This window comes from Flavobacterium psychroterrae (genome assembly GCF_018380615.1).
Lineage (GTDB): Bacteria > Bacteroidota > Bacteroidia > Flavobacteriales > Flavobacteriaceae > Flavobacterium > Flavobacterium psychroterrae.
The window spans coordinates 52,590-65,051 of sequence record NZ_JAGYVZ010000018.1 but is presented as its reverse complement, the minus strand read 5'-3'; the positions used below and the strand labels follow the sequence as shown (position 1 = coordinate 65,051).

The window sequence follows — 12,462 nt, the reverse complement described above, 5'->3', positions numbered from 1 at the left end:
ATATCTAAATTACAATTTTAAAATGAAGTTCTGATGTGATAAATTAAAATTTGGGTCAATCGTATTAAATCCAGTCAACAGGATTTTCTAATACATTGACCAATTTCTCTTCGATACTTCCCGCTTCTGCGTGATGATCGTAAACCCATTGTACATTTGGTGGCAAACTCATCAAAATACTCTCGATTCTTCCATTGGTTTTCAAACCGAATAAAGTGCCTTTATCGTGAACTAAGTTAAACTCAACGTAACGACCACGACGAATTTCCTGCCAAGTTCTATTTTCTGGACTATATTCAAGATTTTTTCTTCTTTCAACAATCGGAGCGTAGGCTTCTAAGAAACTATCGCCAACTTCGCTTACGAAATTGAACCAATCTTCCATTGACATTTGTTCATTTGCTTTGCAATAATCAAAGAATAAACCACCAATGCCGCGCGCTTCGTTTCTATGCGCATTCCAGAAATAAGCGTCACATTGTTTTTTATATTTTGGATAAAATTCCGGATTATGTTTGTCACAAGCTGTTTTACAAGTTTGGTGAAAGTGTTTGGCATCTTCTTCAAACAAATAATAAGGCGTTAAATCCTGTCCGCCACCAAACCATTGTTCGATTACCTTTCCTAACTCATCATACATTTCAAAGTATCGCCAATTGGCGTGCACCGTAGGAACCATAGGGTTTTTAGGATGCAAAACCAAACTTAAACCGCAGGCAAAAAAATCTGCTTCACCAACGCCAAACATCTTTTGCATGGCTTCAGGTAATTTTCCGTGAACGGCTGAAATGTTGACACCGCCTTTTTCAAAAACATTTCCGTTTTCTATAACTCGTGTTCTTCCGCCACCGCCTTCAGGACGTTCCCAAAGATCTTCACGGAATTTCGTAGTTCCGTCAACAGCTTCTAATCCGGCACAGATTTGATCTTGTAATTTTTGTATGTATGCGTAAAATTTATCTTTCATGTGAGATTAATTTTTATATTTTATTTTCTTTCTACCTTCTTGTATTTCAATCTTTGTTATGTCATAAAACGGAATCTTTGTAATTGTTTTTGGAAAAAACCTTGACTTATGTCCAGTTAAAGTGTCATTTTCAAGTTTCATGCTGTCAAAGTAAACAATCTTTCGATTTCCATTGTTTAAAGTAACACGCATTTCAAGAGATGGCATGTTTTCCAATAATTGTGTATTTCCATCTTTATCTGTTACACTAATTTTTTTGATGTGATAACCGTTATAATGAATTGAACCAGTGATACTAGTAGATGTGGATAAGTCATATTCAATATTTGCAAATTGCTCTTTAAAGTTTTCGGGGTTGATAGTGTAGGTTTTACAAGAAAATAAACTAAAGCAAATAATTAGTACAAGAAATTTATCCTTAATTTGCATTATATTCTGATTTTAACAATCCGAAATAAACAGTATTTTGTAATTCACCATCACCATTTCTGAACTCGTCTCGCAAAATTCCTTCTTGTTTAAAATTGTGTTTTAATGCAATTTTCTGGCTTGCCAAATTAATTTCTGAAGTGCAGATAAAAACTTTATTCAAACTTAATTCATTGAAACAAAATTCAAGTGCTTGAGAAACCATTTTTGATGTAATACCTTTTCCCTGATAATCTTCGTCAGCAAAATAACCTAATTCACATTTTGAAATGCGGTAATCAATTGTTTTTATACACAAATAGCCAATTAAAGCGTTGGTTTTAAGATCTCTGGCGTAAAAATAAAAACCTTCACTATTTTTTTCTTTGTCAAGACTGATTGCAAGAAAATCTTCTGCTTTCTTTAAAGAATTTGAATTTGCCAAAGTCACCGGAAAAGTTTTTCCAATATGATTTCTATTCTTATCGATGAGGTTATAAAACTCTTCTGGAAGAATATTTTCAATTCTGTCTATTTTTAATTCTGTAAAACTCATTGTTATTTCTTTTTCACCGAAGCGATTTTAGTATTTATTCCAAAGGAAAAAACTTTGCTTTCCTGCTGAATATATTGATAAATGGCAAGTGCTTTACCTAAAAAATCAAATTGTTTTTCGTGGGATAAACCAACTAATATATCTGCAAATTGCTCTTGTTGATTCCAATCTAAATGACAATTTTGTAGCAGAATGATTAATTCTTCTTCTGGAATTTCAATTGTTCTCTCTAAGCTTAAACCAAAACTCTTTAATTGTTCGTCTATTAGGCTTATCTCTTCAACATTCCAAAACTTCGGAACAAAAATCAACGCGTGCAGAGTTCTTAGAGTATTCTCTATTCTAATACTTTCTTCGTCTCTAAGGCCTTTGTTCAGCATGTTTATTGTTTTTTATCAGAGTTAAATTTCTGACTATATATTGTTCTGCTAAAGATTAAATTCTTTTCTTGAAAAGGATCATTATTTCTATTGCCGATTTTTTTGATAATTCGGTAAATAAAATATAAAACTGGCAGAGAATAATATATAAAACCCATACATATTGGTACATACGGTTTATCTATAAATAATCCGCTCGCTTTTACAGTATCAAAATATTTTGATTTTTCTAAAAACTCTTCTGTTAATCCTAATTTCGGAATCAACTCGTTTCCAAAACATACGGCAAAAATTAAAAAGAAGTACAACATTACTCTGGCAACAGATTTTCCTACTTGTACTGCGCGAACTTCCAGACTAACATCCGAAAAAGCAAATCGCATTCGGTTTAAAACCGTCAGCAAATAAATATAAAAAATATTTGTATTAATTACAGAATGATTAAAACCATATGCAAACAATCCATACATGGGGAAAAACACAAAAAGAGAAAGTTTTTTTGGCATAACCGCCATAAATACCCCTGAGTGAACCATAATAAACTCAAAAGCCATTAAAATAGCCAAATCATTGACCATAGAAATATTATATTCTTCCGGATGCATCCACACCATCAAAAACAAAGTAGCATAATACGCCTGAAATCCATATTCTATAAAAGAAAATGGCGAGTTTCTGGTGAAGTTTATGTTTGCAAACATCTAGGGCATGGTTTTTAAAGTTTTCAGTCACAGTCGCAGTTTTCAGACTTGAAATGAAACTGAAAACTGCGACTAGAAGCTGAATACTATATTAGTTCCCGTATTCTTTCACCGCGTCAATAAACGCTTTAGCATGATCTACGGGAATATTTGGTAAAATTCCGTGACCTAAATTTACGATATATTTATCTTTTCCGAACTCATTAATCATTTCATGTACCATTTTTTTGATGGTTGGAATTGGAGAAAGCAATCTTGACGGATCAAAATTTCCTTGTAGTGTAATGTTTCCACCAGACAAATAACGCGCATTTCTTGGTGAACAAGTCCAGTCTACACCCAATGCCGAAGCTCTACTTTTACCCATTTCGCCTAAAGCAAACCAGCATCCTTTTCCGAAAACAATAACCGGAGCGTGATCAGCCAAAGCCTCAACGATTTGGTTGATGTATTTCCATGAAAATTCCTGATAATCAACAGGAGAAAGCATTCCTCCCCAAGAATCAAAAATCTGAACCGCATCAACTCCCGCTTTTACTTTTTCTTTTAAGTATAAAATTGTAGTATCTGTAATTTTTTGTAATAGTGTATGTGCTGCAGCCGGGTTTGAGAAAGCGAAACCTTTTGCAGTATCAAAACTTTTAGAACCTTTTCCCTCAACTGCATAACAGAAGATTGTCCAAGGTGAACCAGCGAAACCAATTAATGGCACTTCGTCGTTCAGCATTTCTTTAGTCAATTTAATGGCATCCATTACGTAACCCAAACTTTCCTGAATGTCCGGAACGTAAACTCTGTGAACGTCTGCCATTGAACGAATAGGATTTGGTAAAAACGGACCAAAATTCTCTTTCATTAAAACTTCGATTCCCATTGCTTGTGGGATAACTAAAATATCTGAGAATAAAATCGCTGCATCAGGTGCAATTCTGCGAATAGGCTGAACTGTAATTTCAGCAGCCAATTCAGGAGTTTGACATCTTGTAAAGAAATCATATTTATCACGCAAAGCGATAAATTCAGGTAAATATCTTCCGGCTTGACGCATCATCCATACTGGCGGACGTTGAACAGTTTCTCCTTTTAATGCTTTTAAAAATAGGTCGTTTTTTAACATTTTTTTTTTGCTTTAGGCTTTAAGCTTTAGGCTTTAAGCTATGTTTAACTATAATTTTTTTTGCTTATTGCCTAAGGCTTAAAGCTTATTGCTGTATTCAAGAATTACATCTTCGATCACATCTTCAACCGTTGGCTGATCTGCAATGATGATATTTTTTGTGATTTTTTCTAAAGCTTCTGCAGTAGTTTCTCCAATGCAAAAACACTTTTCTTTCTTAATTGTATTGTCTTTCAAATAACTTTCAACGCCAGAAGGACTAAAAAATAAGATTCCGTCTAGAGTAGTTTTCATTTTTTGCGGAGTCAATGACGTATCATAAACCTGGATTTCATTTAGCTTAACATCAGCATCTTTTAATGCTTTTGGCAACGTTTCTCTACGAAGATTTCCGCTGAAAAAAGTAAAGCTTTCGTTGCGGTAAATCAAAGTAATGATTTCAGCTAAATCTGAGGCGTATCCTGTATATGCCACAACATTAAATCCGCTTTCAGACAGTAATATTTTGGTTTTTAAACCAACACAAAATACATTTTTGCTTTTTAATTCTTCTGATTTAGGATCTGATAAAACACTATGAACCGCATTCTGACTCGTAAAAATCAAATTTTCATTGACATCTTTAAGTTCGAAAGGTTTATTTTGCGTTTGAATAAAATCAGCTTCGGTTACTTCAATATTGGCTTTTACCAATGCTTGTTTCTGCTCGTTCGATAGCTTTTTTGTAGATAATATTTGAATTGATTTACTCATTATTTTTTTAAAGATTCTTTAATAGATGCCATCAATTCTACTCCGCCATTGTTTAAAATTTCCTGAGCAGCGAAGAATCCAAGTTTTTTCCATTCTGATATATCGACTGTTTTGTCAATTTCGAGTTTTTGTTTTCCGTCAAGCGAAAGTAAAACACCTTGAAAATGTAAAGTATCTTCGTCTTCATTATAACGAACTAAAGCCCCGATTGGCGCGGTACAACCGCCTTCCAGCGTCCTTAAAAACTGACGTTCGATATAGGTACAAATCTCAGTTTCGATATGATTTAATTGCGAAAGCGCATCCAGTGTATAATTGTCATTTTCCATTGCCACAACTAGCATTGCTCCTTGTGCAGGAGCAGGAATCATCCAATCCAAATCAATATAATTTTCTGGTTTAAGGTTAATGCGCTCCAGACCTGCAGCAGCAAAAACAGCTCCATCCCAGTTATTGTCTTGTAGTTTTTGCATACGTGTGTTTACGTTTCCGCGTAAATCAACAACTGTATGATTTGGGTATTTGTTAAACCATTGCGCTTGGCGTCTTAAACTTCCGGTTGCAATAGTACTTGGATTGGCAAAATCAGGATTTCCTTTATGTACTAAAATATCAAGAACATTGGCTCTTTCTAAAACTGCCGCCTGAACAATACCTTTTGGTAAAGCCGTGGGAACGTCTTTCATGGAATGCACAGCAATATCAATATCGCCGTTGATCATAGCAATATCTAAAGTTTTAGTGAAGATTCCGGTGATTCCGAGTTCGTAAAGAGGTTTGTCGAGAATAATATCACCTGTAGATTTTACAGCAACAATCGAAGTTTTATAACCTAAATCATTTAGTTTTTTTTCGACAGTATGTGCTTGCCAAAGTGCCAATTCGCTATCGCGAGTTCCAATTCTGATTATTTTTTCAGCCATGTTTAATGTTTTCCCACCATATTAGTTATATAAGTTCATTTAAAATTTATCAACGCAATGCTTAAATTTACTTATATAACTAATATGGTGAAAAATTTTATGTTTTTAAGATGCTTTTATTTTGAAGACTTTTTCGATCCATTCGATGCTTTCATCAACCATGGTGTCGTCGTCTTTTAAGTGATTAGCGAAATGTGTAGTGATTTTCTGGATGATTCTGTTGCTAATGATTTCAGCCTGAGCTTCATTAAAATCTGCAATTTTTCGGCTTTGAAAATCTAATTCTGAAACCTTTATAGCATTCAGTTTTTCTTTTAAAGCATTGATTGTTGGAGCAAATTTGCGTCCTTTTGTCCAGGTTACGAATTCCTCTTTTACCTCTTCGATAATCGCTTCGGCAGCTGGAATGTGTAATTTTCTGTTTTCAAGAGTTTCATCTGTCAATTGCGACAAATAATCCATGTGAATCAAAGTCACGCCTTCTAATTCCTCTACATTCTCGTGAACGTTTTTCGGAATAGATAAATCTAAAATCAATAAAGGTTTCTTTAGATTTAAAATAGCTTTGTCAACTGTTGGGTTTTGAGCGCCTGTAGCGACAACAACAACATCTGCTTTTTGAAGTTCTAAGTGTAACTCTGAATAATCTTTAACAATCAAATTTAGTTTTCCGGCCAATTTCTCAGCTTTGTCTTTAGTTCTGTTTATTAAAGTAATATGCTCGTTTTTAGTATGTTTTACAAGATTCTCACAAGTATTTCTTCCGATTTTTCCTGTTCCGAAAAGTAGAATGTTTTTATTGCCGATATCTTCTACATTTTTAATAATGTATTGTACCGATGCAAAAGAAACCGAAGTTGCGCCTGAACTAATTTCAGTTTCGTTTTTGATCTTTTTACTGGCTTGAATTACAGCATTTACCAATCTTTCTAAAAAAGTGTTGGCCAATCCCATAGCTTTTGAATGGGCAAAACTGGTCTTGATTTGTGAAATAATTTCAAAATCGCCTAAAATCTGACTGTCTAAACCAGTTCCTACGCGAAACATATGATTAATGGCTTCTTGATTTTTGTAGACAAAACCAACTTTCTGAAAAGCTTCGACTGAACCGTTGCTGTTATCACAAATTAGTTTTATCAATTGAAATGGATGTTCTGCAAAACCATAAATCTCGGTTCTGTTGCAGGTCGAAGTGACAATCAAACTTTCAATTCCTTCTTCTTTAGCCTGTTCCAGCAAGCGCGTTTTTGCAATTGCATCCAAACTAAATTTACCTCTTACCTCAGCATCGGCTTTTTTATAACTCAGACCAACTGAGTAAAAATAAAGATGTTTCGGTACGTTATTGTTTTCCATAAATTCACTTTCATAAAAGTGTCAACAAAATTATGATTATAGTGTTTATAAAAGTAACGCTCAAAGTACTTTTTGTATCGCTACATGTTTTTTTGTTTCTAAAGAGCTGTTTTTATGTAAAAAGAAGTATTTTTGTAGCAAAATCAATTGGTTAGAAACCTTTTATTTAGAGTGATTCTAAATAAGGTCAAATGATTATCTTGATTTTTATTCTAAAAAAACATCGCTATGAGTTCTCAGGAAATTATTAAAATTGAAGACGACTTTACGCTTATTCGTTTTCAAAATGACAGTTTAGAGCCCTTTTTCGGACAGCACGAAGTAGGTAGTGGTTTGATACAGTTTCATTTCGGGATAAAAGGGAACGCCAAATTCTTGTTTAATCAAGGCAGTTATGCTTTAGATTTAAAAGAAGAAAAATCGTTGCTTTTGTACAATCCGCAGAAAGAATTACCGCTGAATTTAGAATTGGCTCCAAATTCCTGGGTGATCTCCGTAATTGTTTCGATTAAGAAATTTCACGCGTTGTTTTCTGCAGAAGCAGATTATATTACTTTTTTAAGTCCTGATAATAAAGACAAGAAGTATTATAACGAAGGAAATATTAGTCCGTCAATGGCGATTGTTTTGAGTCAACTGTTTCATTATAACTTACATCCATCCATAAAAAATCTTTATTATAAAGGAAAAGGATATGAATTATTGAGTTTGTATTTTAACAGAACCGAAGATCCAAATGCAGAACAATGTCCGTTTTTGATTGATGAAGATAACGTTCTGAAAATCAGAAAAGCAAAAGAAATCATCATCGCGAATATGGCCGAACCCCCAGGATTACAAGAACTGGCAGATGAAATTGGTTTGAATTTGAAGAAACTCAAAATGGGTTTCAAACAAATTTACGGAGACACGGTTTATGGATTTCTATTTGATTACAAAATGGACTTCGCCCGAAAACTACTTGACAGCGGATCTTATAATGTAAACGAAGTAGGATTGAAAATTGGCTACAGCACCGGAAGCCACTTTATTGCGGCGTTCAAAAAGAAATTTGCAACAACTCCTAAAAAATATTTAATGTCAATTAATACGAATGTTTAAACACAAATTTCACAAATTTGCACGAATTAAAAAATCTGCAAGATCTGCGAGAGAATTTCCCATAAAAGAAATAGAGAATCAATTTTCGATATTCAACAATAAATAAAAAATAATAATTATCATATTTCTAAAAAGTGGCAAGTGCTACTTTTGATGAAAATTAAAATAAACAAATGCTTAAAGCCTAAAACTTCAAGCCAAAAGAAAGAAAATAATGAAAGGCGTATTATTAGTAAACTTAGGATCTCCGGAAAGTCCGGAACCAAAAGACGTAAAACCGTATTTAGACGAATTTTTAATGGATAAATACGTGATCGATGTTCCGTATTTGTTGAGAGCGTTATTAGTTCGTGGAATTATTTTAAGAAAAAGACCGGAAGAATCTGCACATGCTTACAAAAAAATCTGGTGGGATGAAGGTTCTCCGTTAGTTGTTCTTTCACAAAGAATGCAGAAAAAAGTGCAGCCATTGGTAAATGTTCCCATTGCTTTGGCAATGCGTTACGGAAGTATGATTATCGAGAAAGGACTTCAGGAATTAAACGATAAAGGAGTTACAGAAGTTTTACTTTTTCCACTATATCCGCAATATGCAATGGCTTCGACTTTGACTATTTTAGTGAAAGCCGAGGAAATCCGTAAAAAGAAATTTCCACAAATGACATTTACAGACGTTCCTGCGTTTTACAACAAACCAGATTATATCAAGAATTTAGCCGATTCGATTCAGAAACATTTAGTTGGTTTTGATTACGATCATCTATTATTCTCGTACCACGGAATCCCGGAACGTCATATTCGTAAAACCGATGTAACGAAATCGCATTGTAAAATTGATGGTTCTTGTTGTAACACGCCATCTCCGGCGCACGATTTCTGTTACCGTCACCAATGTTATGAAACGACGAAACAAGTGGTGAAATTATTAGGACTTCCGGAAGATAAATACAGCTTAACTTTTCAGTCGCGTTTAGCGGGAGACAAATGGTTAGAGCCTTATACAGATGTTGAAATCGATAAAATGCCAGGAAAAGGAATCAAGAATCTGGCGGTTGTAACACCAGCTTTCGTTTCTGATTGTTTAGAAACTTTGGAAGAAATCGCGATGCGTGCCAAAGAAGATTTCGAGAAAAACGGAGGTGGAAATTTCTTAGCAATTCCATGTTTGAATGACGATGACGAATGGTGTGAAACCGTTGGGAATTGGATTAACAAGTGGGCTAAATAAGAAAATAGAGTAAAGAGTAAAGAACAAAGATTGTTGCGTGAAAATCAACTTTTAAAAAAAACCTGAAACCTCAAACTTGAAACAAAAAGTATGGAATATTATAACTACTTAAAATCGTTACATCTTATTTTTGTAATAACTTGGTTTGCGGGTTTGTTTTATATTGTGCGCTTGTTTGTGTATCAAATAGAAGCCAACGAAAAACCATCTCCCGAAAAGGAAATTTTGCAAGCTCAATACAAAATCATGACGTACCGTTTGTGGTACATTATTACATGGCCATCAGCAGTTTTTGCAAGTCTTTTTGCATTTAGTTTATTGTATCTCAATCCTGGATTAATATATTTGGATTATATGCAGGTTAAGTTTGGTTTCGTTTTTGCACTTTATTTATATCATGCAAAATGCCATCAGATTTTTAAGCAATTGCAGAATGATGAGGTAAAATATTCCAACAATTTTATGCGTTTATGGAATGAAGGTGCAACAATTATACTATTTGCTGTAGTTTTTTTAATAATTGTAAAAAGTGCCATCAACTGGATTTTCGGTGTAATCGGAATCTTTTTATTTTCCATTATAATAATGCTTGGTTTCCGATTTTATAAAAGAATACGAGAGAAAAAATAGTTTTCAGTCTCAGTTTTCAGTTTATGCTGAGACTGAGACTGAAAACTGAGACTGAATACTAAAAAACTATGCTTAACAACTTCAAAATGTCGATGCTTTCTCTTCGTGTCAGGATTTTCCTTTCGATGATTGTATTGATTGTTGTAGCATCTTTTTTATTAGCTTCCATTTCGATTATTCAGTTTAAAAATGAAGCCAAAGAATACCATCAGGAAAGACTCGAACGCAAAGAAAATGCCGTAAAAGAACATATCAATTATGTTTTATCAACGACAACTTATCCTTTAAAAACAGGTAATCTGGATTTGATTTTTAAAGATAAAATCCACGAATTAGCACAGATTCACAAAATTGAAATCAATATTTACAGCCTTGACGGAAAATTACTAAAATCATCCAAAGAATCATTTGCAGTTGATAAAGTAGCACCGCCCATTCCGGAATATATCCTGAAATTAGTCCGTTCATCCATCGAAAAGCGTTTTGTAGATATTAAAACCATTGACGGAGTCAAAAACAGATCATCTTACAGTTTGATCAAAGACGAAAAATTCAAACCACTTGGCGTTTTAAATCTCCCATATTTAGAGGACGATGGCTATTATGACAACGAATTGAACACTTTTCTGATTCGGTTAAGTCAGGTATATTCGTTTATGTTAGTGGTGGCTTTTGCCTTGGCGTATTTCCTATCGACTTATATCACAAAATCATTGAAAACCATTTCAGATCGTTTAGAAGAGACCAATCTGGATCAGAAAAACGAGAAAATCGTATTAGAAGCCAATAGCAAGGAAGTCAATTTTCTTATAAAAGCCTATAACGGAATGGTGGACAAACTCGAAACCAGCGCCATAAAATTAGCCCAAAGTGAGCGTGAAGAAGCATGGCGCGAAATGGCAAAACAAGTCGCGCATGAAATTAAAAATCCGCTTACGCCGATGAGGTTGACGGTTCAGAGTTTTCAACGAAAGTTTGACCCGACAGCACCGGATGTAAAACAAAAGTTAAACGATTATTCTGAAACTTTAATTCAGCAAATTGATACGATGACAGCGGTTGCTTCGGCATTTTCCAATTTTGCTTCGATGCCGGCACAGCAAAATGAAACTTTAAATGTGGTTGAAGTTGTTGAATTGGCTTTAGATATTTTCAACGAAGATTATATCACTTTTGAAAGTGAAGAAGAAGAAATTATTTCAAAAATGGATCGGACACAGTTGATTCGTGTTATTACCAATCTGGTTAAAAATGCGACACAGGCGATTCCTGAAAGTCAGTTTTATAAATCTATTTTAGTTACGGTAAAACGCAGAAATAACAACGTTGAAATTGCTGTGAAAGACAACGGAATAGGAATTCAGAAATTAGATACTGCCCGCATTTTCGAACCAAAATTCACCACCAAAACAAGTGGAATGGGTCTTGGTCTCGGAATTATAAAAAACATCATCGAAAATTACAAAGGAACAATTACCTTTGAATCAACTTACGGAAAAGGAACGACATTCACAGTTTCTTTGCCCATCACAAACTCATAAACTAACCGTCATGAACTACGAAAATCTTTTAATCTCAATTGAAGAAAAAATTGCAACCGTAACCATTAATAGACCTACAAAACTAAACGCTTTAAATAAAGATACTATTAGCGACTTAAGTAAAGCGGTAAAATTATTAGGAAAAAATGATGACGTTCGAGTAATCATAATTACAGGAAGTGGCGAAAAAGCATTTGTTGCCGGAGCGGATATTTCGGAATTTGCAAATTATACTGTTGAAGAAGGCGCACAATTAGCTGCCGAAGGACAAGAATCACTATTCGATTTTATCGAAAACCTTAAGAAACCTGTAATTGCTGCCGTAAACGGTTTTGCTCTTGGCGGCGGATTAGAATTATCAATGGCATGTCATTTTAGAGTCGCTTCAGACAACGCAAAAATGGGATTGCCGGAAGTTAGTTTAGGATTAATTCCGGGTTACGGAGGAACACAACGATTGCCACAATTAGTGGGTAAAGGTCGTGCAATGGAAATGATTATGACTGCAGCCATGATTTCTGCCGAAGAAGCAAAGCAATACGGTCTGGTAAATCACGTAGTACCACAAGCCGAATTATTAGATTTTACTAAAGCAATTGCTCAAAAAATCATTAAAAATGCTCCTTTTGCAATTACTAAAGCAATAAAAGCGATCAATGCCAATTATAAAGATGGTAAAGATGGTTTCGAAACTGAAATAAAATCATTCGGAAAATGTTTCGGAACTAAAGATTTTAAAGAAGGAACAACAGCATTTTTAGAAAAACGTAAAGCCGAATTTACAGGAAAATAAAGTTATGC

14 protein-coding genes are annotated in these 12,462 nt (G+C 34.2%); 5 read left to right on the top strand and 9 right to left on the bottom strand.

What is annotated here, in order from left to right; genetic code table 11:
* Positions 1–64: 64 nt before the first annotated feature.
* From hemF to hemA, 9 genes are all read right to left on the bottom strand, one after another.
* Positions 65–967, bottom strand: a complete 903-nt coding sequence (hemF, locus tag KHA90_RS17960) for an oxygen-dependent coproporphyrinogen oxidase (RefSeq protein ID WP_213303970.1) — start codon at positions 965–967, stop codon at positions 65–67.
* Positions 968–973: 6 nt separating this feature from the next.
* Positions 974–1,396, bottom strand: coding sequence for a hypothetical protein (locus KHA90_RS17955; protein WP_213303956.1), 423 nt, complete (start codon positions 1,394–1,396; stop codon positions 974–976).
* Positions 1,386–1,931, bottom strand: a complete 546-nt coding sequence (locus tag KHA90_RS17950; protein WP_213303953.1) for a GNAT family N-acetyltransferase — start codon at positions 1,929–1,931, stop codon at positions 1,386–1,388. The genes KHA90_RS17955 and KHA90_RS17950 overlap by 11 nt, the downstream gene beginning before the upstream one ends.
* A gap of 2 nt (positions 1,932–1,933) precedes the next feature.
* Complete coding sequence (locus tag KHA90_RS17945) at positions 1,934–2,311, bottom strand: hypothetical protein (protein WP_213303950.1); 378 nt, start codon at positions 2,309–2,311, stop codon at positions 1,934–1,936.
* A gap of 2 nt (positions 2,312–2,313) precedes the next feature.
* The gene (locus KHA90_RS17940) at positions 2,314–3,012 is read right to left on the bottom strand and encodes a hypothetical protein (RefSeq protein ID WP_213303948.1); all 699 of its coding nucleotides are present in this window, start codon (positions 3,010–3,012) and stop codon (positions 2,314–2,316) included.
* Positions 3,013–3,103: 91 nt separating this feature from the next.
* Complete coding sequence (gene hemE, locus KHA90_RS17935) at positions 3,104–4,129, bottom strand: uroporphyrinogen decarboxylase (protein ID WP_213303945.1); 1,026 nt, start codon at positions 4,127–4,129, stop codon at positions 3,104–3,106.
* A 78-nt stretch (positions 4,130–4,207) separates the two neighbouring features.
* Positions 4,208–4,882 (bottom strand): uroporphyrinogen-III synthase, encoded by a 675-nt coding sequence (locus tag KHA90_RS17930; protein ID WP_213303942.1) that lies wholly within the window; start codon positions 4,880–4,882, stop codon positions 4,208–4,210.
* Positions 4,882–5,805: a hydroxymethylbilane synthase gene (gene hemC / locus KHA90_RS17925; RefSeq protein ID WP_213303939.1), complete on the bottom strand. Its 924-nt coding sequence runs from the start codon at positions 5,803–5,805 to the stop codon at positions 4,882–4,884. Before hemC ends, KHA90_RS17930 begins: the two co-directional genes overlap by 1 nt.
* A gap of 105 nt (positions 5,806–5,910) precedes the next feature.
* Complete coding sequence (gene hemA / locus KHA90_RS17920) at positions 5,911–7,161, bottom strand: glutamyl-tRNA reductase (protein WP_213303926.1); 1,251 nt, start codon at positions 7,159–7,161, stop codon at positions 5,911–5,913.
* A 228-nt stretch (positions 7,162–7,389) separates the two neighbouring features.
* On the opposite strand from hemA, the gene KHA90_RS17915 reads away from it, so the two are divergent.
* The 5 genes from KHA90_RS17915 (at position 7,390) to KHA90_RS17895 (ending at position 12,454) form a co-directional block, all read left to right on the top strand.
* A complete protein-coding gene (locus tag KHA90_RS17915) occupies positions 7,390–8,262 on the top strand; it encodes a helix-turn-helix domain-containing protein (RefSeq protein ID WP_026982335.1) in 873 nt (290 codons plus the stop codon).
* A gap of 214 nt (positions 8,263–8,476) precedes the next feature.
* Entirely contained in the window at positions 8,477–9,490 is a 1,014-nt protein-coding gene (gene hemH / locus KHA90_RS17910) for a ferrochelatase (RefSeq protein WP_213303923.1), read from the top strand.
* 90 nt (positions 9,491–9,580) lie between these two features.
* Positions 9,581–10,120: a CopD family protein gene (locus KHA90_RS17905; protein WP_213303920.1), complete on the top strand. Its 540-nt coding sequence runs from the start codon at positions 9,581–9,583 to the stop codon at positions 10,118–10,120.
* A 125-nt stretch (positions 10,121–10,245) separates the two neighbouring features.
* Positions 10,246–11,661: a sensor histidine kinase gene (locus tag KHA90_RS17900; protein WP_213304106.1), complete on the top strand. Its 1,416-nt coding sequence runs from the start codon at positions 10,246–10,248 to the stop codon at positions 11,659–11,661.
* A gap of 10 nt (positions 11,662–11,671) precedes the next feature.
* Entirely contained in the window at positions 11,672–12,454 is a 783-nt protein-coding gene (locus KHA90_RS17895) for an enoyl-CoA hydratase/isomerase family protein (protein WP_213303905.1), read from the top strand.
* The last annotated feature ends 8 nt before the right edge of the window (positions 12,455–12,462 follow it).

Bases quoted from the DNA above. Each gene is read 5' to 3' on its own strand.
- KHA90_RS17905 (WP_213303920.1), top strand. From the start codon at position 9,581: ATGGAATATTATAACTACTTAAAATCGTTACATCTTATTTTTGTAATA.
- KHA90_RS17900 (WP_213304106.1), top strand. From the start codon at position 10,246: ATGATTGTATTGATTGTTGTAGCATCTTTTTTATTAGCTTCCATTTCG.
- KHA90_RS17895 (WP_213303905.1), top strand. From the start codon at position 11,672: ATGAACTACGAAAATCTTTTAATCTCAATTGAAGAAAAAATTGCAACC.
- hemC (WP_213303939.1), bottom strand. From the start codon at position 5,805: ATGGCTGAAAAAATAATCAGAATTGGAACTCGCGATAGCGAATTGGCA.
- hemH (WP_213303923.1), top strand. From the start codon at position 8,477: ATGAAAGGCGTATTATTAGTAAACTTAGGATCTCCGGAAAGTCCGGAA.
- hemF (WP_213303970.1), bottom strand. From the start codon at position 967: ATGAAAGATAAATTTTACGCATACATACAAAAATTACAAGATCAAATC.
- KHA90_RS17945 (WP_213303950.1), bottom strand. From the start codon at position 2,311: ATGCTGAACAAAGGCCTTAGAGACGAAGAAAGTATTAGAATAGAGAAT.
- KHA90_RS17915 (WP_026982335.1), top strand. From the start codon at position 7,390: ATGAGTTCTCAGGAAATTATTAAAATTGAAGACGACTTTACGCTTATT.
- hemA (WP_213303926.1), bottom strand. From the start codon at position 7,161: ATGGAAAACAATAACGTACCGAAACATCTTTATTTTTACTCAGTTGGT.
- KHA90_RS17940 (WP_213303948.1), bottom strand. From the start codon at position 3,012: ATGTTTGCAAACATAAACTTCACCAGAAACTCGCCATTTTCTTTTATA.
- hemE (WP_213303945.1), bottom strand. From the start codon at position 4,129: ATGTTAAAAAACGACCTATTTTTAAAAGCATTAAAAGGAGAAACTGTT.
- KHA90_RS17930 (WP_213303942.1), bottom strand. From the start codon at position 4,882: ATGAGTAAATCAATTCAAATATTATCTACAAAAAAGCTATCGAACGAG.
- KHA90_RS17950 (WP_213303953.1), bottom strand. From the start codon at position 1,931: ATGAGTTTTACAGAATTAAAAATAGACAGAATTGAAAATATTCTTCCA.
- KHA90_RS17955 (WP_213303956.1), bottom strand. From the start codon at position 1,396: ATGCAAATTAAGGATAAATTTCTTGTACTAATTATTTGCTTTAGTTTA.